This window comes from Paraburkholderia sp. GAS42 (assembly GCF_050436565.1).
In the GTDB taxonomy this organism is placed as follows: Bacteria; Pseudomonadota; Gammaproteobacteria; order Burkholderiales; family Burkholderiaceae; genus Paraburkholderia.
In genome coordinates this window covers 71,786-94,880 of sequence record NZ_JBNDML010000024.1, presented here as the reverse complement: position 1 = coordinate 94,880, position 23,095 = coordinate 71,786, and the positions used below count along the sequence as shown (strand labels likewise).

20 protein-coding genes and 1 riboswitch are annotated in these 23,095 nt (G+C 63.7%); of the genes, 19 read left to right on the top strand and 1 reads right to left on the bottom strand.

Translation table 11 applies throughout. From position 1 onward, the window contains the following. Nucleotides 1–127 precede the first annotated feature (127 nt). The 3 genes from P3T16_RS28800 (at nucleotide 128) to thpR (ending at nucleotide 7,177) form a co-directional block, all read left to right on the top strand. Nucleotides 128–4,831, top strand: coding sequence for a glutamate synthase-related protein (locus tag P3T16_RS28800; protein WP_429344853.1), 4,704 nt, complete (start codon nucleotides 128–130; stop codon nucleotides 4,829–4,831). 123 nt (nucleotides 4,832–4,954) lie between these two features. After that, on the top strand, nucleotides 4,955–6,424 hold the full coding sequence (locus P3T16_RS28795) for a glutamate synthase subunit beta (protein ID WP_429344852.1): 1,470 nt from the start codon (nucleotides 4,955–4,957) through the stop codon (nucleotides 6,422–6,424). Nucleotides 6,425–6,643: 219 nt separating this feature from the next. Next, nucleotides 6,644–7,177: an RNA 2',3'-cyclic phosphodiesterase gene (thpR, locus tag P3T16_RS28790; RefSeq protein ID WP_429259326.1), complete on the top strand. Its 534-nt coding sequence runs from the start codon at nucleotides 6,644–6,646 to the stop codon at nucleotides 7,175–7,177. A gap of 100 nt (nucleotides 7,178–7,277) precedes the next feature. On the opposite strand, the gene P3T16_RS28785 is transcribed toward thpR, so the two are convergent. After that, the gene (locus tag P3T16_RS28785; protein ID WP_429259327.1) at nucleotides 7,278–9,017 is read right to left on the bottom strand and encodes an ABC transporter ATP-binding protein/permease; all 1,740 of its coding nucleotides are present in this window, start codon (nucleotides 9,015–9,017) and stop codon (nucleotides 7,278–7,280) included. 261 nt (nucleotides 9,018–9,278) lie between these two features. After that, a riboswitch (TPP riboswitch) is annotated at nucleotides 9,279–9,404 on the top strand. A gap of 197 nt (nucleotides 9,405–9,601) precedes the next feature. Between P3T16_RS28785 and P3T16_RS28780 the strand changes: the two genes are divergently transcribed. From P3T16_RS28780 to hisD, 16 genes are all read left to right on the top strand, one after another. Further along, nucleotides 9,602–10,735, top strand: coding sequence for an FAD-dependent oxidoreductase (locus P3T16_RS28780; RefSeq protein ID WP_429259328.1), 1,134 nt, complete (start codon nucleotides 9,602–9,604; stop codon nucleotides 10,733–10,735). Nucleotides 10,736–10,771: 36 nt separating this feature from the next. Continuing rightward, nucleotides 10,772–10,969: a sulfur carrier protein ThiS gene (gene thiS / locus P3T16_RS28775; RefSeq protein ID WP_429259420.1), complete on the top strand. Its 198-nt coding sequence runs from the start codon at nucleotides 10,772–10,774 to the stop codon at nucleotides 10,967–10,969. A 57-nt stretch (nucleotides 10,970–11,026) separates the two neighbouring features. Next, nucleotides 11,027–11,854, top strand: coding sequence for a thiazole synthase (locus P3T16_RS28770; RefSeq protein ID WP_429344851.1), 828 nt, complete (start codon nucleotides 11,027–11,029; stop codon nucleotides 11,852–11,854). Then, complete coding sequence (locus tag P3T16_RS28765) at nucleotides 11,851–12,960, top strand: thiamine phosphate synthase (protein WP_429259330.1); 1,110 nt, start codon at nucleotides 11,851–11,853, stop codon at nucleotides 12,958–12,960. Before P3T16_RS28770 ends, P3T16_RS28765 begins: the two co-directional genes overlap by 4 nt. 102 nt (nucleotides 12,961–13,062) lie before the next feature. Then, nucleotides 13,063–13,884: an ABC transporter ATP-binding protein gene (locus P3T16_RS28760; RefSeq protein WP_429259331.1), complete on the top strand. Its 822-nt coding sequence runs from the start codon at nucleotides 13,063–13,065 to the stop codon at nucleotides 13,882–13,884. Continuing rightward, nucleotides 13,881–14,648: a lipid asymmetry maintenance ABC transporter permease subunit MlaE gene (gene mlaE, locus P3T16_RS28755; protein ID WP_429344850.1), complete on the top strand. Its 768-nt coding sequence runs from the start codon at nucleotides 13,881–13,883 to the stop codon at nucleotides 14,646–14,648. The genes P3T16_RS28760 and mlaE overlap by 4 nt, the downstream gene beginning before the upstream one ends. Nucleotides 14,649–14,736: 88 nt before the next feature. Then, nucleotides 14,737–15,327, top strand: coding sequence for an outer membrane lipid asymmetry maintenance protein MlaD (gene mlaD / locus P3T16_RS28750; RefSeq protein ID WP_429259333.1), 591 nt, complete (start codon nucleotides 14,737–14,739; stop codon nucleotides 15,325–15,327). An 11-nt stretch (nucleotides 15,328–15,338) separates the two neighbouring features. Next, a complete protein-coding gene (locus P3T16_RS28745) occupies nucleotides 15,339–16,352 on the top strand; it encodes an MlaA family lipoprotein (protein ID WP_429344849.1) in 1,014 nt (337 codons plus the stop codon). Between the two features lie 124 nt (nucleotides 16,353–16,476). Continuing rightward, nucleotides 16,477–17,106, top strand: coding sequence for an MlaC/ttg2D family ABC transporter substrate-binding protein (locus P3T16_RS28740; protein WP_429344848.1), 630 nt, complete (start codon nucleotides 16,477–16,479; stop codon nucleotides 17,104–17,106). Continuing rightward, nucleotides 17,103–17,411 (top strand): STAS domain-containing protein, encoded by a 309-nt coding sequence (locus P3T16_RS28735; protein WP_429344847.1) that lies wholly within the window; start codon nucleotides 17,103–17,105, stop codon nucleotides 17,409–17,411. Before P3T16_RS28740 ends, P3T16_RS28735 begins: the two co-directional genes overlap by 4 nt. Before the next feature lie 158 nt (nucleotides 17,412–17,569). After that, nucleotides 17,570–18,496, top strand: coding sequence for an ABC transporter ATP-binding protein (locus P3T16_RS28730; RefSeq protein ID WP_429259337.1), 927 nt, complete (start codon nucleotides 17,570–17,572; stop codon nucleotides 18,494–18,496). Beyond that, nucleotides 18,493–19,257, top strand: coding sequence for an ABC transporter permease (locus P3T16_RS28725; RefSeq protein WP_429344846.1), 765 nt, complete (start codon nucleotides 18,493–18,495; stop codon nucleotides 19,255–19,257). The genes P3T16_RS28730 and P3T16_RS28725 overlap by 4 nt, the downstream gene beginning before the upstream one ends. A gap of 13 nt (nucleotides 19,258–19,270) precedes the next feature. Next, nucleotides 19,271–19,510 (top strand): BolA family protein, encoded by a 240-nt coding sequence (locus P3T16_RS28720; protein ID WP_429259339.1) that lies wholly within the window; start codon nucleotides 19,271–19,273, stop codon nucleotides 19,508–19,510. 57 nt (nucleotides 19,511–19,567) lie between these two features. Further along, complete coding sequence (gene murA, locus P3T16_RS28715) at nucleotides 19,568–20,884, top strand: UDP-N-acetylglucosamine 1-carboxyvinyltransferase (RefSeq protein WP_429344875.1); 1,317 nt, start codon at nucleotides 19,568–19,570, stop codon at nucleotides 20,882–20,884. Continuing rightward, nucleotides 20,881–21,579, top strand: a complete 699-nt coding sequence (hisG, locus tag P3T16_RS28710; RefSeq protein WP_429259340.1) for an ATP phosphoribosyltransferase — start codon at nucleotides 20,881–20,883, stop codon at nucleotides 21,577–21,579. Before murA ends, hisG begins: the two co-directional genes overlap by 4 nt. 106 nt (nucleotides 21,580–21,685) lie before the next feature. Further along, nucleotides 21,686–23,008, top strand: coding sequence for a histidinol dehydrogenase (hisD, locus tag P3T16_RS28705; protein WP_429259341.1), 1,323 nt, complete (start codon nucleotides 21,686–21,688; stop codon nucleotides 23,006–23,008). Nucleotides 23,009–23,095: the final 87 nt, after the last annotated feature.

The following is a 23,095-nucleotide window of genomic DNA, read 5'->3' as shown; positions in this document are numbered from 1 at the left end:
TCGATTTCCGGCGATTCCTGAGCGTGCACCACTCTGGAAACTCGACCGGCCACGCGGTTGCAGTGCACACCGCGGGCAACAGAAAAATGGTTAAACGGCCGATCGGCCCCCTACAGACGGTGTCCCCATGAACGACCACCTGCAACCGACGTCTTCGGTTCCCGCCGCGCAAGGTCTCTACGACCCGCAAAACGAACATGACGCCTGCGGCGTCGGCTTCGTCGCCCACATCAAGGGCAAGAAAAGCCATGAGATCGTCCAGCAAGGCCTGAAGATCCTCGAGAATCTCGATCACCGGGGCGCCGTCGGCGCCGATCCGCTGATGGGCGACGGCGCGGGCATTCTGATTCAGGTGCCGGACGGTTTCTATCGCGAGGAAATGGCAAAGCAGGGCGTGACGCTGCCGCCGGAAGGCGAATACGGCGTCGGCATGATTTTCCTGCCGAAGGAACATGCGTCGCGCCTCGCGTGCGAACAGGAACTCGAACGTACGGTGAAGGCGGAAGGCCAGGTCGTGCTGGGCTGGCGCGATGTGCCGGTCGACCACACGATGCCGATTTCGCCCACCGTCAAGGCGAGCGAGCCGCTGATCCGCCAGATCTTCATCGGCCGCGGCAAGGACATCATGGTGACCGACGCGCTGGAGCGGAAGCTGTACGTGATCCGCAAGACCGCGAGCCACCGCATCCAGGCGCTCAAGCTCAAGCACGGCAAGGAATACTTCGTGCCGTCAATGTCGGCGCGCACGGTGGTGTACAAGGGTCTGCTGCTGGCGGGCCAGGTCGGTGTGTATTACCGCGACCTGCAGGACGACCGCACGGTGTCGGCGCTCGCGCTCGTGCACCAGCGCTTCTCGACGAACACGTTCCCGGCATGGGAACTGGCGCACCCGTACCGGATGATCGCTCACAACGGCGAAATCAACACGGTGAAGGGCAACGTCAACTGGCTGAACGCCCGTACCGGCGCGATCGCGAGCCATGTGCTCGGCGACGACCTGCCGAAACTGTGGCCGCTGATCTATCCGGGTCAATCGGATACGGCTTCGTTCGACAACTGTCTCGAACTGCTCGTGATGGCCGGCTACCCGCTCGTCCACGCAATGATGATGATGATCCCGGAAGCGTGGGAACAGCACACGTTGATGGACGACAACCGCCGCGCGTTCTACGAATACCACGCCGCGATGATGGAGCCGTGGGACGGCCCCGCTGCAATCGCATTTACCGACGGCCGCCAGATCGGCGCGACGCTCGACCGTAACGGCCTGCGTCCGGCGCGCTACATCATCACCGACGACGACCTGGTCATCATGGCGTCGGAAGCCGGCGTGCTGCCGATTCCTGAATCGAAGATCGTCAAGAAGTGGCGTCTGCAGCCGGGCAAGATGTTCCTGATCGACATGGAACACGGCCGCATCATCGACGACAAGGAACTGAAGGACAACCTCGCGAATGCGAAGCCGTACAAGAGCTGGATCGACGCCGTGCGCATCAAGCTCGACGAAATCGAGCCGAAGGCCGAAGACGTCGTCACGGAACGCCGCGAACCTGCTGCCTTGCTGGATCGCCAGCAGGCGTTCGGCTACACGCAGGAAGACCTCAAGTTCCTGATGGCGCCGATGGCGCAAGCCGGTGAAGAAGCCGTCGGCTCGATGGGCAACGACTCGCCGCTGGCCGTCATGTCCAACAAGAACAAGACGCTCTATCACTACTTCAAGCAGCTGTTCGCGCAGGTCACGAACCCGCCGATCGATCCGATCCGCGAAAACATGGTGATGTCGCTGGTGTCGTTCGTCGGTCCGAAGCCGAACCTGCTCGACACGAACAACATCAACCCGCCGATGCGTCTCGAAGTGTCGCAGCCGGTGCTCGACTTCCGCGACATCGCGAAGATCCGCGCGATCGATCAGTACACGGGCGGCAAGTTCAGTTCGTATGAACTGAACATCTGCTATCCGGTGGCATGGGGCAAGGAAGGCATCGAGGCGCGTCTCGCGTCGCTGTGCGCGGAAGCAGTCGACGCCGTGAAGTCCGGCTACAACATGCTGATCGTGTCCGATCGCCGCACCGACCGCGACAACGTCGCGATTCCGGCGCTGCTGGCTACCGCCGCGATCCATACGCACCTCGTGCAGCATGGTTTGCGTACGAGCACGGGTCTCGTCGTCGAAACCGGTTCGGCGCGTGAAACGCACCACTTCGCGCTGCTCGCGGGCTACGGCGCGGAAGCCGTGCACCCGTACCTCGCGCTGGAAACGCTCGCGCAACTCGCACAGGGTTTGAAGGGCGACCTGTCGGCGGACAAGGCGATCTACAACTTCACGAAGGCAGTCGGCAAGGGCCTGCAGAAGGTCATGTCGAAGATGGGCATTTCGACGTACATGTCGTACACCGGTGCGCAGATTTTCGAGGCTGTCGGCCTCGCTGAAGATCTGGTGCTGAAGTACTTCCACGGCACGTCGTCGAAGGTCGGTGGCATTGGTCTCTTCGACGTGGCTGAAGAGGCGATCCGCCTGCATCGCGAAGCATTCGGCGACAGCCCGGTGCTCGCGACGATGCTCGACGCGGGCGGCGAGTACGCGTACCGCGTGCGCGGTGAAGAACACATGTGGACGCCGGACGCGATCGCGAAGCTGCAACACTCGGCGCGCAGCAACTCTTATCAGACGTACAAGGAATACGCGCATCTGATCAACGATCAGACGAAGCGTCACATGACGTTCCGCGGCCTGTTCGAGTTCAAGTTCGATCCGACGAAGGCGATTCCGCTCGACGAAGTCGAATCGGCGAAAGACATCGTCAAGCGCTTTGCAACGGGCGCGATGTCGCTCGGCTCGATTTCGACCGAAGCGCACGCCACGCTGGCAGTTGCGATGAACCGCATCGGGGGCAAGTCGAACACCGGCGAAGGCGGCGAGGACGAAAACCGTTACCGCAACGAACTGCGCGGCATTCCGATCAGGAACGGCGACACGATGAAGTCGGTGATCGGCGACGAAGTGATCGTCGATATTCCGCTGAAGGATGGCGATTCGCTGCGCTCGAAGATCAAGCAGGTGGCGTCGGGCCGTTTCGGCGTGACGGCGGAATACCTCGCTTCGGCCGACCAGATCCAGATCAAGATGGCGCAGGGCGCGAAGCCGGGTGAAGGCGGCCAGCTGCCGGGTCACAAAGTGTCCGAGTACATCGGCAAGCTGCGTTACTCGGTGCCGGGCGTCGGCCTGATTTCGCCGCCGCCGCACCACGACATCTACTCGATCGAAGATCTGGCGCAGCTGATCCACGATCTGAAGAACGCGAATTCGGCAGCGAGCATCTCGGTGAAGCTCGTATCGGAATCGGGCGTCGGTACGGTTGCCGCGGGTGTCGCGAAAGCAAAGGCCGATCACGTCGTGATCGCGGGCCATGATGGCGGCACGGGCGCTTCGCCGCTGTCGTCGATCAAGCACGCTGGCACGCCGTGGGAACTCGGTCTCGCTGAAACGCAGCAAACCCTGGTGCTGAACCAGCTGCGCGGCCGTATCCGCGTGCAGGCCGACGGCCAGATGAAGACCGGCCGCGATGTCGTGATCGGCGCGCTGCTCGGCGCCGACGAATTCGGCTTCGCGACGGCGCCGCTCGTCGTCGAGGGCTGCATCATGATGCGCAAGTGTCACCTGAACACGTGCCCGGTCGGCGTCGCGACGCAGGATCCGGTGCTGCGTGCGAAGTTCAAGGGCCAGCCGGAACACGTCGTCAACTTCTTCTTCTTCGTTGCTGAAGAAGCGCGCGAAATCATGGCGCAACTGGGCATCCGCAAGTTCGATGACCTGATCGGTCACGCCGAACTGCTCGACATGAAGAAGGGCGTCGAGCACTGGAAGGCGAGGGGTCTCGACTTCTCTCGCGTGTTCTACCAGCCGCAGGTTTCGGCGGAAGTGGCGCGCAAGCACGTCGATGTGCAGGACCACGGCCTTGACCGCGCGCTCGATCACGTGCTGATCGAGAAGTCGAAGGCGGCGATCGAGAAGGGCGAGCACGTCTCGTTCATCCAGCCCGTGCGCAACGTGAACCGTACGGTCGGCGCGATGCTGTCCGGCACGATCGCGAAGAAGTACGGCCACGACGGCCTGCCTGACGACACGATCCACATCCAGCTGAAGGGCACGGCCGGTCAGAGCTTCGGCGCGTTCCTCGCGAAGGGCATCACGCTGGATCTCGTCGGCGATGGTAACGACTACGTCGGCAAGGGTCTGTCGGGCGGCCGCATCATCATCCGTCCGACGAACGATTTCCGCGGCAAGTCCGAAGAAAACATCATCTGCGGCAATACGGTGATGTACGGCGCGATCGAAGGCGAATCGTTCTTCCGCGGCGTGGCGGGCGAGCGCTTCTGCGTGCGTAACTCGGGCGCGACGGCGGTTGTCGAAGGCACCGGCGACCACGGCTGTGAATACATGACGGGCGGTACGGTCGTCGTGCTCGGCGAAACGGGCCGCAACTTTGCGGCGGGTATGTCGGGCGGTATCGCGTATGTGTTCGATCCGGACAATACGTTCGCCGGCAAGTGCAACAAGTCGATGGTCGCGCTCGAACCGGTGCTGCAACAGGCCGAACAGGAACGCACGGTCGACCGCGCACTGTGGCACACCGCTCAGACCGACGAAGCGCTGCTCAAGGGGCTCATCGAGGGGCACTTCCAGTTCACGGGTTCGCCGCGTGCGAAGGCGCTGCTCGAAAACTGGGACGCGTCGCGACGTCAGTTCGTGAAGGTATTCCCGATGGAATACAAGCGCGCACTCGGCGAGATGGGCGCGAAGAAGGCAGCGAAGGAAGTACTCGCCGCTTGATCTTCGCAGCGCAAAAAGCCAGCTAAGGCCCGCTACAGCCAGCGAAAGTAGAAACAGGCGCCTGCCGCTTCAGAGCGGCGGGCGCGGATCACCCCACCTGATAAAGATAGAGAAGAGAACCATATGGGCAAGGCAACCGGTTTTCTCGAGTTCGAACGCCGCCATGAGGCGTACGAAGCTCCGCTCACGCGTGTGAAGCACTACAAGGAATTCGTCGCGGCACTCGCCGACGACGAAGCCAAGATTCAAGGCGCGCGTTGCATGGACTGCGGCATTCCGTTCTGCAACAGCGGCTGCCCGGTGAACAACATCATCCCGGACTTCAACGACCTGGTGTTCCATCAGGACTGGAAGAGCGCGATCGAAGTTTTGCACTCGACGAACAACTTCCCCGAGTTCACGGGCCGCATCTGCCCGGCGCCGTGCGAAGCGGCGTGCACGCTCGGTATCAACGACGATCCGGTCGGTATCAAGTCGATCGAACACGCGATCATCGACAAGGCGTGGGCCGAAGGCTGGGTCGCGCCGCAGCCGCCGAATCACAAGACGGGCAAGAAGGTCGCCGTCGTCGGTTCTGGCCCCGCCGGTCTGGCCGCCGCGCAGCAACTCGCGCGAGCGGGGCACGATGTCACCGTGTTCGAAAAGAACGATCGGATCGGTGGTCTGCTGCGTTATGGCATTCCTGACTTCAAGCTGGAAAAGTGGCTGATCGACCGCCGCATGCGCCAGATGGAAGCGGAAGGCGTGACGTTCCGCGCGAACGTGTTCGTCGGCAAGAAGGATTCGCTGCCGGCGTACATCGGCAACACGGCGAAGGACACGATCACGCCGGACGAACTGAAAGAACAGTTCGACGCCGTCGTGATTGCTGGCGGTTCGGAAACGCCGCGCGATCTGCCGGTGCCGGGACGCGAGCTCGAAGGCATCCATTACGCGATGGATTTCCTGCCGCAGCAGAACAAGGTCAACGCTGGCGACAAGGTTGCCGATCAGCTGCTCGCAAAGGGCAAGCATGTGGTCGTGATCGGCGGCGGCGATACGGGCTCGGACTGTGTCGGCACCTCGAACCGTCATGGCGCGAAGAGCATCACGCAGTTCGAACTGCTGCCGCAACCGCCGGAAGAAGAGAACAAGCCGCTCGTGTGGCCGTACTGGCCGGTCAAGCTGCGCACGTCGTCGTCGCATGACGAAGGCTGCGAGCGCGATTGGGCCGTGGCGACCAAACGTCTTGAAGGCAAGAACGGCAAGGTCGAGAAGCTGGTCGCGGCGCGCGTCGAATGGAAGGACGGCAAGATGCAGGAAGTGCCAGGTTCCGAGTTCGAAATGAAGGCCGACCTCGTGCTGCTCGCGATGGGCTTCACGGCGCCGGTTTCGCCCGTGCTCGAAGCGTTCGGCGTCGACAAGGATGCGCGCGGCAATGTGCGTGCTTCGACCGAAGGTGACAAGGCGTATTACACGTCGGTGGACAAGGTGTTCACGGCGGGCGATATGCGTCGCGGGCAGTCGCTGGTGGTGTGGGCGATCCGCGAAGGCCGTCAGTGCGCGCGTTCGGTCGATGCGTACCTGATGGGGCATTCGGAACTGCCGCGTTAATTTGTTCCACTTCGGCGCGGCTGGTATGCTGCGGCATCGCGTCGATGCAGCTTTTGCAGGAAGAGGTGGAGACGACAAAGCGGTAACGGAAAGCCGGGCGCCCGACAGGGTGACCCGGCTTTTTTACGTCTGTGATCCAGCGATGGGCCGGGGTAGAGTGGAAGGCGCGCCTAACCCCGCTTGCTGCCTGCTTGCTCGCGACGACGACGGAACACGCCCATGACCGAAGGCTGGCAACGCTGCTTCATCGCACTCGCCCCGGACGTAGCGACGCGCGACGCGCTCGCTGCCGTGCCGCTTGTTTCGACGGCACGTCGCGTGCCTTATGAGCAGCTGCATCTGACGGTGACGTTCATCGGCGCACTTTCTATCGAGCATGGTGAGGCGCTGGCCGAAGCGTTGAAGGCCAATGCCGTACCCATGACGCCTGCCGCTGTCACCCACATCGAACACTGGCCGAGCGCAAACCGTCCGCGTTTGACCGTAGCGACGCTGGAGATGTCGGATGAGTTCGTTGCACTCGACTGGCGGATCCGCTCGTTGATGCTGGAACTCGATTTACCCGTCGACGCGCGCACGTTCCGGCCGCACATCACACTGGCCCGCTTCAACCGGGAGGCGATCGCGATCGACGGCACGCCTCAAGCGCCACCGCCGATCACCGCGCATTTCGAATCTCTGGTGCTGTATTCCAGCACGCTCGCCCGACACGGCGCGCGTTACAGCGCGCTGGCGAGCGTGCCGCTGGCGTAGTCCAGCTTCGACGTGAGCCTGGACGCGACAGCGAGTGCGGGCGCCGCGCCGATTCCCGAACCGGCGCCGGTGATCAGCACGACGCGATCGAACGACGCCGTTATGCCGCCGCGCGTTCCAGCGCGCGCTCGACGAGCAACGTCTGGGTGTGGAACGCCTCGAGTGTCTTGCGATGCGCGACGCTCACAATCGCCGTCTCCGGTAGACGCTCGTTGAGCACCGTGTAGATCACCGACTCATTATCGGGATCGAGCGCGCTCGTGGCTTCGTCGAGGAACAGGTAGTCGGGCTTTTGCAGCAGCACGCGAGCGGCAGCCAGACGCTGCTGTTCACCCGGCGACAGCGTGCGTTCCCAGTGCGTCGCTTCGGCGAGACGATCCGCGAGTTCGGGCAGATTGCAGGCAGTAAGCGCTTCGCGACAGGCTTCATCGGTGAACACGCTTTCGTCGGACGGGTAGGCGAGCGCTGCCTTCAGCGTGCCGATCGGCAGATAGCTGCTTTGCGGCACGAACATCAGTTTTGCGCCGACCGGCACGTCGATCGTGCCTTCGCCGAACGGCCAGAGGCCGGCCAGCGTGCGCATCAGCGTGCTCTTGCCGGAACCCGACGGTCCACGCACGAGCCAGCGCGATCTCGGCGCAATGTTGAACGAGCCGATATTCGACAGCGGCGTGCCATCCGGATGCTGCAGAAGCAGATCGTCGACCGCGAGCGTCTTCGTGTCCGTCATGCGCACGTTGATGCCACCGTGAAACGTGCCACCCGAAACGGATTCGCGCAGATGCTGGTCGCCCATTACGCGGTGGAATTCCCGCAGACGGTTCACGGTAGCGCGCCATTCGGCGAGCGAATCGTAATTGTTGATGAACCACGAAAACGAATCGCTGACGGTGCCGAACGCGCCCGTCACCTGCTGGTACATACCGAACGTGATGCTCTTCGAAAAGTACTTCGGTGCAGCCGCGATATAGGGAAACACGACCGCCAGCTGCGAGTAGCTGATCACGACGATATTGAAGCGCCGCGTGAAACGCATGACGAGACGCCAGTTATCGCGGATGTGTCCGAATACGCCCTTCAGCGCGCGTTCTTCGGCGGGCTCGCCCTGATATAGCGCGATCTGGTCGGCGTTTTCGCGGATGCGGATCAGCGAGAAACGGAAGTCAGCCTCGACGCGCTGTTGCTGATAGTTGATCGATACCAGCGGATGGTTGACCTTGTGCGTCACGTACGAGCCGAGCGCCGCGTAGACGAGCGCCGCCCACACCATATAGCCAGGAATGTTGAACGCGACACCGAACAGATGAAACGCCAGCGCGCCGGACAGGTTCCACAGGATCACGATGAACGAGAACAGCGTGACGGTGGTCGACAGCAGGCCAAGCGCCAGATTGAGCGTCGCGCTCGCGAGCGCCTGCAGGTCGACGGACACCCGCTGGTCGGGGTTGTCCGCGAGGCTGTCGCGCTCGATGCGGTAGTAGGCGCGATCGCCGAGCCAGTCGTGCAGATACTTCGTGGTGAGCCACTGTCGCCAGCGGAACTCGAGCATCTGCCGGAAGTACGTGCGGTACGACCCGAGCAGGATCAGCGCCATCGCGATGACGGTGAACTGCAGCAGCGAATATTTGAAGACGGGGAAGTTGTATTGCTGGATCGCATCGAAGAAGGTGCGCTGCCAGCTGTTGAACCAGACGTTGGCCGCGACCATTGTCATGTTCATCGCGATCACGATCGCGAGGAGTCCTCGCGCGCGCCATCGGTCCTCGGACACCCAGTATGGCTTGATGAGACCCCATGCGGTGATATCGGTATCCGCGGAGCCCGTTGGTTTTTCAGTCATAAGCGTCCTTTAAAACGGAGTGGCGCTACGCACGGGCACGTCCAGTGACGCCGTCGCGCACGTTCGCTCTCGGGCCGGATTGTCCTGACCCAGGCTTAACCTGAACTTAAATGATCGAAGGCGCGGCGTGTCGTGACGCGCCGCGCATCCCCGTTGACGCGCCATTGTGCCAGACCACCGCCCGTGGCCGTATTGATTTGCCCCGGACACTGGCCATCCGGCCGGTTTGCGGCTGCCGCGCCTTTTATGGTCTAATGACTTTTGACGAAACAGGGGTGCTTCGCGTGCGGGCTGCATGGGCTTTCCATGGAGTTGTGGCGAGGCTGAGAGAGACCCTTCGCACCCGATCCGGGTAATACCGGCGCGGGAAGTTTCCGGAAGTTTCCACTTCTTCCATTCCCCGCCGGGCGCCGTCCGTCACTGGATGCGCTTTACGCCCGGCCGGCCTCGCCCGCCGGTTTCGTCCTTGGGTACGTGCGCTTTCTGCCGTACGGAAAGGATTCGATGACCGCTTATTCTTCAGTTTTTAGCTTCATGTACGTCACCGTTACTGGCAACGCTTCGTGCGCGCCGGGAGCGTGGCGATGAATGCCCGCGCTCAACAACCCGATTTTGCCGTGATCGGCGGCGGCTTGTGCGGACGCCTCGTTGCGTGGCGGCTGGCTGGCGCCGGGCATCGCGTCGCGCTGTACGAGCGCGGCGACGCGGCGGGCACGCAGGCTGCCGCGTGGGTGGCGGCCGCGATGCTCGCGCCGCTCGCCGAAGCCGCCAGCGCCGAACTGCTGATTACCAGGCTGGGCGAGGCGTCGCTGGAAAGGTGGCCGCGTTTGCTGGCCGAGTTGCCGGAGCCGGTGTTTTTCCAGCGCAATGGCACGCTCGTCGTCTGGCATCACTCGGATCGCAATGAAGCGCCGCTGTTCGAACGTCGGGTGCGCGCGAATGCGCCCGCGGAAATGGTGGAGGGCGGATTTCTGAAGCTGTCGGGCGCGCAGGTCGGCGCCGCCGAGCCCGCGCTGGCCGGCCGCTTTACGCAGGGCTGGTTGTTGCCCCATGAGGGCCAGCTCGACAACCGCCAGGTGCTCGCCGCGCTGGCGGCCGGGCTGGCAGAACGCGGCGTCCAAACGCACTGGAACACGCCCGTCGACGATCACGCATTTCCGGCCGCGCGCGTGACGATCGATTGCCGCGGGCTTGGCGCGAAGCCAGCATGGCCGACGCTGCGTGGCATTCGGGGCGAAGTGGCGCGCGTTCACGCGCCGGGCATCGCGCTCACGCGGCCGGTGCGCTTGCTGCATCCGCGTTACCCGCTGTATATCGCGCCGAAGCAGAACGACCTGTACGTGATCGGCGCGACGGAAATCGAAGGTGAGGATATGTCGCCGGTCACCGTGCGCTCGGCGCTGGAGTTACTGAGCGCGGCGTTTTCGGTGCATCCGGGTTTCGGCGAGGCGCGCATTCTCGAGCTGAATTCGCAATGCCGGCCGACTTTGCCGGATCACCGTCCGGCGCTCGTCTGGGACGGTGCCACCCTGCTGCGCGTGAACGGGCTGTACCGGCATGGCTACATGATCGCGCCCGAAGTCGCTGAAGAGGCCGTGCGTCTCGCCGGCGCGCTGCTCGACGGACGCGTCGCCGATACCGACGCTTTCGAGGACTGGCGGCGCGATGCGCGCTGGACCGATCTTTTTCACCTGGATACCCGGCAGGCGCTGGCCTGATCGAAGCCGCGCTGCCATCGATTGAACCTGAACATCATGGATATACACATCAACCAGAGGCCGCTCTCGCTGCCCGAAGGCGCGACGGTCGCTGACGCGCTGACCGCCTTCGGCGCCCGCCCGCCGTTTGCCGTCGCGCTGAACGGTGATTTCGTCGCGCGGACCCAGCACGCGGCCCGCGCATTGCAGCCCGGCGACAGGCTCGACGTCGTGCAACCCGTCGCGGGCGGCTGATCCCGCCGCCAGAGCCGCCACCGCTCAGCGCACATTGCCAGACGCAAGGATTCCAACATGACTTCCCTTTCCCTCGCCTCCGCGCCCGCCGACGCGCTCACGCTCTACGGCCAGACCTTCGCGAGCCGCGTGCTGCTTGGCACGTCGCGTTATCCCTCGCTGCAGTCGCTGTCCGATTCGATCGACGCCGCCCGGCCCGGCATGGTCACCGTCGCGCTGCGCCGGCAGATGAACGAAGGCGGCGCGGAAACGGGTTTCTTCGATCTGCTCAAACGCCACGGCGTGCCGCTACTGCCGAACACGGCCGGCTGCCAGACCGTCAGCGAGGCGGTCACGACTGCGCACATGGCGCGCGAAATCTTCGAAACCGACTGGATCAAGCTTGAACTGATCGGCGACGATTACACGCTGCAGCCCGATCCGGTCGGCCTGATCGAAGCAGCCGCGCAACTCGTCAAAGATGGCTTCAAGGTGCTGCCGTATTGCACGGAAGACCTCGTGATCGGCCGGCGTCTGCTGGATGCCGGCTGCGAAGCGCTGATGCCCTGGGGCGCGCCGATCGGCACCGGCAAGGGCGTCGTGAATCCGTACGGCCTGCGCGTGCTGCGCGAACGGCTGCCGGACGTGCCGCTGATCGTCGACGCCGGGCTCGGCGTGCCGTCGCATGCGTGCCAGGTGATGGAGTGGGGCTTTGACGGCGTGCTGCTCAACACGGCGGTATCGCAGGCGACGCACCCCGAAGCGATGGCGCGCGCGTTCGCGCTGGGCGTCGAGGCCGGACGCAGCGCGTATGTTGCGGGTCCGATGGCCGAACGTGAGACCGCGCACGCGAGCACGCCGGTCGTCGGCATGCCGTTCTGGCATCAGGATGGGAGCGCCGCATGACGCGGACGCTGACGCTGGCGGGGCGCGACCCGGGCCGCGAGCTCTTCTGGCCGCCGGCCGACGAGCTCACCGAAGCGGCCGAGCGCATCCGCGCCCGTCTCGGCGACTGGCCGCCGACGCACGCGCCGTGGCGCCTCTGCCTGACTGCGCCCGACGAGCCGAACGGCGGCGACCTGATCATCGTCGCCGATCTGCAGCACCACGGCGAGCATGTGGCGAAATGGCTGGTGAAGGGCGCCGGCGTCATCGAGGCGTCCGACAACAACGCCACGCTGCATCTCGGCGGCGAGCGCTATCCGCTCGAAGGCCATCTTTCGGAAGACTGGATCGCCGCGCTGGCCGCGTTCCTCGACTGTGGGTTCGAGCCGCATAACGCGCTGGTGCTCGCCATGGCGTGGCGCGACGGCGACGAAGCCGCCAGCGCCGATGCCTGGCCGGTCGAGCTGACGCGCTTCCCTCGTGTTCTGGGCTTGCCGGAAGCGCCCGCACAGCCGTTCCCGCGCTGTCCGGACCGGCTTGGTCTGTATCCGGTTTTGCCGACGGCCGAATGGGTCGAGCGCGTGCTGGATTTCGGCGTGAAGACGGTTCAGTTGCGTCACAAGACCGCCGATGCCGCCCTGAAAGGCGAAATCGAACGCAGCGTCGCGGCGGGCCGAAAGCACGACGCGCAGGTTTTCATCAACGATCACTGGCAGGCCGCGCTCGAAGCCGGCGCGTACGGCGTGCACCTCGGCCAGGAAGACGTCCACGCCGCCGGCCTCCACAAACTCGCTGCCGCGGGTATCCGCGTCGGTCTGTCGACGCACGGCTACTACGAAATGCTCATCGCGTTGCATTTCCGTCCGAGCTATCTCGCGCTCGGCGCCGTGTTCCCGACGACGACCAAAACGCTGCCGACCGCACCGCAAGGCCTCGCCCGGCTGGCCCGCTACGTCAGGCTGCTGGACGGCGTCGTGCCGCTGGTCGCGATTGGCGGCATCGACGGGCAGGTGCTGCCGGACGTGCTGGCGACGGGCGTCGGTTGCGCCGCCGTGGTCCGCGCCGTCACCGACGCCGCCGATCCGGCCGCGGCGGTTTCTGCACTGCAACACGCGTTTCTGCAATAATTGGGGGATACCCTTAAGGGGGACAGGGCACGTCACGGCAGCTTTTTCACGATGGCCCTATAATCCGGCCTTCCGCGTACCGCAAAAAGGACTGTCAGTTTCGTGCCTTCCTCTTCCGAGACCCTTCTCGAGCTCCGCGACGTCGCCTTTGGCTATGGCGACCGGCTCGTCCTGTCCGGCCTGAACCTGCGCTTTCAGCGCGGTCAGGTGGTCGCGGTCATGGGCGGCTCGGGTTGCGGCAAGACCACCGTGCTGCGCCTGATCGGCGGCCTTGTGCGCGCGAACCGCGGCCAGGTGCTGTTCCACGGCCAGGACGTCGGCGCGCAAACGCGCGAAGGCCTGTACGCACTGCGCCGCAAGATGGGCATGCTGTTCCAGTTCGGCGCGCTCTTCACCGATATGTCGGTGTTCGAAAACGTCGCCTTCGCGCTGCGCGAACACACCGATCTGCCCGAAGAACTGATCCGCGACCTCGTGCTGATGAAGCTCAATGCGGTCGGCCTGCGTGGCGCCCGCGATCTCGCGCCGTCGGAGATTTCCGGTGGTATGGCGCGCCGCGTCGCGCTCGCACGCGCCATCGCGCTCGATCCCGAACTGATGATGTACGACGAACCGTTCGCCGGTCTCGATCCGATCTCGCTCGGCATTACCGCCAATCTGATCCGCGCGCTGAACAGCGCGCTCGGCGCAACGTCGATCCTGGTGACGCACGACGTGCCCGAATCGTTTGCCATCGCCGATTACGTCTACTTTCTCGCCAACGGCGGTGTTCACGCCGAAGGCACGCCGGACGAACTGCGCGCGTCGACCGATCCGACCGTTCGCCAGTTTATCGACGGCGCGCCCGATGGCCCGTTCAAATTCCATTACCCGAGCAAAGCGCCGCTGGCGGCGGACTTCGGCATCGGCGGAGGTCAGTCATGATCAGCACGGTTGGACGCTCGGTGCTCGGCGGCCTTGGTACCGCCGGCTATGCGACGCGGATGTTCATTCGTCTCGTGCTCGAATTCTTCCCGCTGCTGCGCCGGCCGCGGCTTGTCACGAAGCAGGTCCACTTCGTCGGTAATTATTCGCTCGTGATCATTGCCGTGTCGGGGCTCTTCGTCGGCTTCGTGCTCGGGCTGCAGGGGTATTACACGCTCAATCGCTATGGTTCCGAGCAGGCGCTCGGGCTGCTCGTCGCGCTGTCGCTCGTGCGTGAACTCGGGCCGGTGGTGAGCGCGCTGCTGTTTGCGGGTCGCGCGGGCACGTCGCTGACCGCCGAGATCGGCCTGATGAAGGCGGGTGAGCAACTCACCGCGATGGAGATGATGGGCGTGGATCCGCTCAAGGTCGTCATCGCGCCGCGCATGTGGGCGGGCATCATCTCGATGCCGATCCTCGCTGCGATTTTCAGCGCGGTCGGCGTGATCGGCGGGTATGTGGTGGGCGTGCTGATGATCGGTGTCGACGCCGGCGCATTCTGGTCGCAGATGCAGGGTGGCGTCGACGTCTGGCGTGACGTCGGCAATGGCGTGATCAAGAGTATCGTGTTCGGCTTCGCGGTGACGTTCATCGCGCTGTTCCAGGGCTACGAAGCACAGCCCACTCCGGAAGGCGTCTCCCGCGCGACCACGAAAACGGTCGTGTACGGGTCGCTCGCCGTACTCGGCCTCGATTTCCTGCTGACCGCACTGATGTTCAGCTAAGACCGCGCGGGTCGCATCCGCGAGGCGGCGCGCGTTCGTCGCGCCGCACGGATGCGTCACCCGGCGGCGGATTCTCTTTGGGATGACGATGAAAAAAACTGCTCTCGACTTTTGGGTCGGCCTGTTCGTGGTGCTGGGTTTCGTGGCGCTGCTGTTTCTCGCGCTGAAGGCCGGCAACATGAGCTCGCTGTCGTTTCAGGCGACGTACCCGCTCAAGCTCAAGTTCGACAATATCGGCGGCCTGAAGCCGCGCGCGCCGGTGAAGAGCGCGGGCGTATCGGTTGGCCGGGTCGCATCGATCGGCTTCGACAGCAACGCGTATCAGGCGGTCGTCACAATCGATATCGACAGGCAGTACCAGTTTCCGAAGGACAGCTCCGCGAAGATCCTGACGTCGGGCCTGCTCGGTGAGCAGTACATCGGGCTCGAACCGGGCGGCGACAGCGAAATGCTGAAAGCCGGCGACACGATTTCGATGACGCAGTCGGCGATCGTGCTGGAAAACCTGATCGGACAGTTCCTGTATAGCAAGGCGGCGGACTCGGGGGCTTCGAAGGCCGGTTCGTCAGCAGGCGCGGCTTCTGCAGCGCCCGCACCTGCGATGCCCGTGGCGCCGGCCATTGCGCCCGCATCCGCATCGGCACCGACATTGCCCGCCTCTGGCGCGGCAGGCCAATAAGGAGAATAAAAATGAAGACCATGCGTGCGCGCACCATCACGCTTGCGCTGACGGCTGCGACGCTGGCGGGATGCGCAACTGTCCAGACGCCGACGAAGGAAGACCCGCTGGAAGGTTTCAACCGTACGATTTTCACCTTCAACGACAAGGTCGATCAGTACGCGCTGAAGCCGGTGGCGCAGGGCTACGTGTACATCACGCCGCAACCCGTGCGTGACAGCGTGACCAACTTCTTCTCGAATATTGGCGATGTGTACACCGCCGCGAATAACTTCCTTCAGCTGAAGATCACCGATGGCGTCGAAGACGTCATGCGGATCGTGATCAATACCATTTTCGGTGTTGGTGGTCTGTTCGACGTCGCGACGCTCGCGAACCTGCCGAAGCACAACCAGGATCTCGGCCTGACAATGGGGCACTACGGTGTGCCGCCTGGCCCGTATCTCGTGCTGCCGCTATTCGGTCCGAGCACCGTGCGTGACGCGGTCGGTTCAGTCGGTAATTACTATGTGAATCCGCTGTCGTACATTCATCCGGATGGCCTGAGCTGGGCGCTGTACGGTCTGAACATTGTCAGCACGCGGGCCAATCTGCTTGGCGCCAGCGACGTGCTCGACAACGCCGCGCTCGACAAGTACTCGTTCGTGCGTAACGCATACCTGCAACGCCGCCGGTATCTGATCTCTGACGGCTCGTCAGCGGCAGGCGCGGGCTTGCCGGATTACGGCGATGGCGCGCCGCTGCCCAAGTACGAAGATGTCGAAGAAGGTGCGGCAGGCGCCGCGAAAGCGCCCGCAGCAGGTCCAGCGCCCGCGCCCGCCAGTGGCGCAACAGCCGCTGGGACGCCGGCGCCGGCGGGCGGCGCGGCGCTCAACGGCCTTGCGCCGAACGCAGCATCGCCGACGCCTGCCTCCGGCACGGAAGGCGAAGAGCAGCCTCAGGGTCAGGGCGGTCAGGAAACCCAGGTGCCGGCCGGCCAGATCGTGCCGCCGAAGTTCAACTTCCCGTCGTTCAAGTTGCGCTGAGTCGCAAGAGTCGAGTCCCGTAACACCTGGAAACGACTCTCGCAGTTTCGCGATGGATTGCGGATGAACTCGCGTGCTATCGTGGGCTCAAAAGGTTGTCGTAATTTTTAACGCAGGGCTTGAAATGAAAAAAATCTTTCTGATTCCGTTGTTTGCTGCATTCTTTTCGTTCAGTACGGGCGCATTTGCGCAAGCTGTCGATAGCAGCTCGCCGGACGGCATGATCAAGACCGTGACCGACCAGGTCATCAGCGCCGTACGCAGTGACAAGTCGATTCAGGCTGGCGACATCAGCCACATCACGAAGCTCGTCAACGAAAAGATCCTGCCGTACACCGACTTCCGCCGCACGACGCAGCTCGCGATGGGCCGCAACTGGCGCACCGCCACGCCCGAGCAGCAGGCTCAGGTCGTCGAGCAGTTCAAGATGCTGCTGATCCGCACGTATTCGGGCGCGCTTGCACAGGTGAAGGACCAGCAGATCCAGTACAAGCCGTTCCGCGCGAATCCGGACGATACCGACGTCGTGGTGCGCTCGGTCGTGATGAACAACGGCAACCCGATCGAACTCGACTACCGTCTGTACAAGACGCCGCAAGGCTGGCGCGTGTATGACATCAACGTGCTCGGTGCGTGGCTGATCCAGGCGTACCAGCAGCAGTTCAACGAGCAGATCCAGCAGCACGGCGTGGATGGCCTGATCCAGTTCCTCACGCAACGTAACGAGCAACTGGCTGCGGGCAAGGCGTCGTGAACGACACGGTGAGCAACGCGGCAAACCGTACTACGGCGAGCCGCTTCGAAACCGGCACGACGCTGACCCACGCGAGTGCGAACGCCGCGCTCGAGGCGGGTCTGGCGCGCATCGCCGGCGGTGCGACGGGTGTCGACTGCGCACCACTCGCGCAGTTCGACTCGTCCGCGCTGGCCGTGCTGCTCGCGTGGCAGCGTGCGGCAAGCGCCCGTGGCGCGTCGCTCGATATCATCAATCTGCCGGCTGGTCTCGCCAGTCTCGCGCAAGCTTACGGCGTCGATACCCTCCTGTCGGCGCGACATTGACGCTCCACGCGTCCCTTCTGCCTCTGCAGGGCCAGGTTGGTCCACCCGACTTTGCCCTATAATCAAACGTTTTTTGGGGCTTTCACCCGGCCCCAATTCCGCATCTCCCCGCATCCGTAAGCACCTATACGGCGCCGTTACTCAAGCGGCGCACAGTCATGCCAGCCATAGAAATTCGTAACGTCAAGAAACGCTACAAGGATCTGCAGGCGCTCAAGGGCGTCAACTTCACAGTCGAAGAAGGTGAGTTTTTCGGGCTGCTCGGTCCGAACGGCGCGGGCAAGACGACGCTCATCAGCATCCTGGCCGGCCTCGCCCGTGCCGACGAAGGCAACATCGCGGTGCGCGGCCACGACGTGGTCGACGACTTCCGCGAAGCGCGCCGCGCGCTCGGTGTGGTGCCGCAGGAACTCGTGTTCGATCCGTTCTTTACCGTGCGCGAGACGCTGCGCATCCAGTCCGGCTACTTCGGTCTGCGCAACAACGATGCGTGGATCGACGAAGTGATGCACAACCTCGATCTCACCGAGAAAGCTGACGCCAACATGCGCGCGCTGTCCGGCGGGATGAAGCGTCGCGTGCTGGTCGCGCAGGCGCTGGTGCACCGGCCGCCCGTGATCGTGCTCGACGAACCGACCGCCGGCGTCGACGTCGAACTGCGCCAGACGCTGTGGAAGTTCATCTCGCGCCTGAACCGCGAAGGTCACACGATCGTCCTGACCACGCACTATCTGGAAGAAGCCGAATCGCTGTGCGACCGCATTGCAATGCTGCGTCGCGGTGAAGTCGTCGCGCTCGAACGCACGAGTACGCTGTTGCAGCGCTTCGCTGGTTTGCAGCTGTTCGTGCGTTTTGCGCAGGGCGCGTTGCCGGCTGACCTCCGGTCGCTCGAAGTCGATCCGCACAACGTGCAGGGACGTCAGCATCTGCTGCGACTCGCGAGCTATGACGACGTCGAGCGGATTCTTGCGCAGTGTCGCACGGCGGGTTGCACATTCGAAGAAATCGAGGTCCGCAAAGCCGATCTCGAAGACGTATTTGTTCAGGTGATGAACGGTACGGAAGTGATCGAGGGGCTGGCATGAGGGGCTATAGTGGATTCGGTACGCTGTTCTACAAGGAAATCCTGCGTTTCTGGAAGGTGTCGTTCCAGACCGTGCTCGCACCGGTCGTGACCGCGCTGCTGTATCTGACGATCTTCGGTCACGCGCTGCGCGATCACGTGCAGGTCTATCCGGGTGTCGGCTATACGAGCTTCCTGATTCCGGGTCTCGTGATGATGAGCGTGTTGCAGAACGCATTCGCGAACAGTTCGTCTTCGCTGATCCAGTCGAAGATCACCGGCAACCTGGTGTTCGTGCTGCTGCCGCCGTTGTCGCATGGCGAGATGTTCGGGGCCTATGTGCTGGCCGCGCTCGTGCGCGGGCTCGCGGTCGGCTTCGGCGTGTTCATCGTGACGGTCTGCTTCATTCCTGTCAGCTTTGTTGCGCCGTTCTACATCGTCGCGTTCGCGCTGCTGGGCGCGCTGATTCTCGGCACGCTGGGCCTCATCGCCGGCATCTGGGCCGAGAAATTCGACCAGCTCGCGACGTTTCAGAATTTCCTGATCACGCCGCTCACGTTCCTCTCGGGCGTGTTTTACTCGACGCACACGCTGCCGCCGGTGTGGCGCGAAGTATCGCGGCTGAATCCTTTTTTCTACATGATCGACGGCTTTCGCTACGGTTTCTTCGGGATGTCGGATATCGATCCGCTCGTGAGCCTTGCGATTGTCAGCGGTTTCTTTGTGGTGCTGGCCGTGCTGGCGTTGCGCATGCTCGCAACCGGCTACAAGCTGCGCCACTGACGAGGAGCATTCCATGTTACCGACTCCCGAACAGGTCAAGGACTACATCGCCAACGGGCTCGCCTGCGAGCATCTCGAAGTGGAAGGCGATGGTCAGCATTTCTTTGCGACGATCGTTTCGCCCAGCTTCGAAGGCAAGCGTCTGATTCAGCGCCATCAACTCGTTTATGCGGCGCTCGGCGATCGCATGAAACAGGAAATTCACGCGCTCAGCATGAAAACGCTGACGCCCGCCGAATGGCAAAACGCGTAATCTGGAAAGTCAGTGCGAATTACTCAAGAAACACGCAGCGCCGGTAGCGGCGCCGCCATCATCAACCAGGCAGTTCCGGCGCAGAGCCGGGCAGATCAGGAACAGACAGGCATGGACAAACTCGTTATCGTTGGGGGCCAGCGGCTCGCGGGTGAGATCGTTGTCTCAGGTGCAAAGAACGCTGCATTGCCGATTTTGTGCGCGGGTTTGCTGAGCGCCGATCCGGTTCATCTCGACAACGTGCCCGACCTGCAGGACGTGCGCACGATGTTGAAGCTGCTGCGCCAGATGGGCATGCGTACCGAAGAAAGCGGCGGCCGCGTCGCGCTCGACGCATCGAATGTGAACAACCTCGTCGCGCCGTACGAGCTCGTGAAGACGATGCGTGCGTCGATCCTCGTGCTCGGTCCGCTGCTCGCGCGTTTCGGCGAAGCGAAGGTGTCGCTGCCGGGCGGCTGCGCGATCGGCGCGCGTCCGGTTGATCAGCACATCAAGGGTCTGCAGGCGATGGGCGCCGAGATCAACATCGAGCACGGCTTCATCGAAGCGCGCGCGAAGCGTCTGAAGGGCGCACGCATCATCACCGACATGATTACCGTCACCGGCACGGAAAACCTGCTGATGGCAGCGGTGCTCGCCGAAGGCGAAACGGTGATCGAGAACGCGGCGCGTGAACCGGAAGTCGGCGATCTGGCGCAACTGCTGGTAGCGATGGGCGCGCAGATCGAAGGCATCGGCACGGACCGTCTGGTGATTCAGGGCGTCGACAAGCTGCACGGCGCGAAGCACACCGTCATTCCGGATCGCATCGAAGCGGGCACGTTCCTGTGCGCGGTCGCAGCGGCGGGTGGCGATGTGGTGCTGCGTCATGTGCGTCCGCTGATTCTCGAAGCCGTGACGGAAAAGCTGCGCGAAGCGGGCGTCACGATCGAGGAAGGCGAGGATTGGATGCGCGTGAAGATGAGCCAGCGTCCGCATGCCGCGAGCGTGCGCACGTCGGAATATCCGGCGTTCCCGACCGACATGCAGGCGCAGTTCATGGCGCTCAACACGATTGCGAACGGCACGTCGCAGGTCGTCGAAACGATCTTCGAAAACCGCTTCATGCACGTGCAGGAGCTGAACCGCCTCGGCGCGAACATCACGATCGACGGCAACACGGCGCTGGTGAATGGGGTTGGCGAACTGTCGGGCGCGAAGGTGATGGCGACCGATCTGCGCGCGTCGGCGAGTCTCGTGATCGCGGGTTTGCGTGCAGAAGGTGAAACGCTGATCGACCGTATCTATCACCTGGATCGCGGCTACGACCGGATGGAAACGAAGCTGACGGCCGTCGGCGCGAAGGTGAGCCGTATCAGCGGGAGCCAGGCATGAGTTCAGTGCCGCAGACGTCGTCGTCGCCGGCGGTGAATGCGCCGCTCACGCTCGCGTTGTCGAAAGGGCGTATCTTCGAAGAAACCGTGCCGCTGCTCGCCGCAGCGGGCATCGAGGTCACCGAGGATCCCGAAACGTCGCGCAAGCTGATCCTGCCGACCAACGACCCGAACGTGCGCGTGATCATCGTGCGTGCCACCGATGTGCCGACGTACGTCGAATACGGCGCGGCCGATTTCGGCGTGGCCGGCAAGGACGTGCTGCTCGAACACGGCGGCAGTGGCCTGTACCAGCCGATCGATCTCGATATCGCGCGTTGCCGGATGTCGGTGGCGGTGAAGAGCGGCTTCGATTACGCAACCGCCGTGCGCCAGGGCGCGCGGCTGCGTGTCGCAACGAAATATGTGGAAACCGCGCGCGAGCATTTCGCTGCGAAGGGTGTGCACGTCGACCTGATCAAGCTGTATGGATCGATGGAACTTGCGCCGCTCGTAGGCCTTGCCGATGCGATCGTCGACCTGGTCAGTTCGGGTGGCACGTTGCGCGCGAACAATCTGGTCGAAGTCGAAGAGATCATGCAGATCTCGTCGCGCCTCGTCGTGAATCAGGCGGCGCTGAAGTTGAAGCGCGCGGCGCTACGGCCGATTCTCGATGCGTTCGAACGTGCGTCGCAAAGCCACAACGCGGCCGCCTGACATCAGTGAAGTCACCGAAGTAACGCAACACTACGCGCAGCAGCATCCCGCAGTACCTGAAGAACCCGCACAGCAGCACGCGCGCTTTACCGAAACGGATACCCGTATGTCTATCAAGATTCGCAAACTCGATTCCAGCGCCGCCGATTTCCGGAAGGCGCTGCACGCGGTGCTCGCGTTCGAGGCGAGCGAGGACGAAGCGATCGAGCGCTCGGTCGCGCAGATTCTGGCCGACGTGAAGTCGCGCGGCGACGCCGCCGTGCTCGACTACACGAACCGCTTCGACCGGCTCGATGCGAAGAGCGTCGAGGCGCTGGAACTGCCGATGTCGGAACTCGAAGCCGCGCTCGAAGGCCTCGAACCGAAGCGTCGCGCGGCGCTCGAAGCGGCGGCCGCACGGGTGCGCGGGTATCACGAGAAGCAGAAGATCGAATGCGGCAGCCATAGCTGGCAGTACACGGAAGCCGACGGCACCGTGCTCGGCCAGAAGGTCACGCCGCTCGATCGCGCGGGTATCTACGTGCCGGGCGGCAAGGCAGCGTATCCGTCGTCGGTGCTGATGAATGCGATTCCGGCGCGCGTCGCCGGCGTGCGCGAAATCGTCATGGTCGTGCCGACGCCGGACGGCGTGAAGAATCCGCTGGTGCTGGCGGCGGCGCTTCTGGGCGGCGTCGATCGCGTGTTCACGATCGGCGGCGCGCAGGCCGTGGCCGCGCTCGCGTACGGCACGGAAACCGTGCCGGCCGTCGACAAGATCTGCGGTCCGGGCAACGCGTATGTCGCTTCGGCGAAGCGTCGCGTGTTCGGCACGGTTGGCATCGACATGATCGCTGGCCCGTCGGAAATCCTCGTGCTGTGCGACGGCACCACGGATCCGCGCTGGGTCGCCATGGACCTGTTCTCGCAGGCTGAGCACGACGAACTCGCACAGTCGATCCTGCTCTGCCCGGACGACGCCTTCATCGCCCGCGTGAAAGAAGCCATCGACGAACTCCTGCCGACGATGCCGCGTCAGGACGTGATCCGTGCATCGCTCGAAGGTCGCGGCGCGCTGATCAAGGTCCGCGACATGGCCGAGGCCTGCGCGATCGCCAACGAGATCGCACCGGAGCACCTGGAAATCTCCGCGCTGGAGCCGCACCAATGGGGCAAGCTGATCCGCCACGCCGGCGCGATCTTCCTTGGCCGCTACACCAGCGAAAGCCTCGGCGACTACTGCGCGGGGCCGAATCACGTGCTGCCTACGTCTCGTACCGCACGGTTCTCGTCGCCGCTCGGCGTCTATGATTTCTTCAAGCGGTCGAGCGTCATCGAGGTCAGCGCGGAGGGCGCGCAGACTTTGGGCGAGATCGCGGCTGAACTGGCGTACGGCGAAGGCCTCCAGGCTCACGCACGCAGCGCCGAATACCGGATGCGACATAACGGCTGAGCGCAATACCCGCGGGTAACACAACAAGAACACTGGCCAACCAGGGCGGCGCACACGCCGCCCGTGTCAGGCTGACGCGCCGTGCGC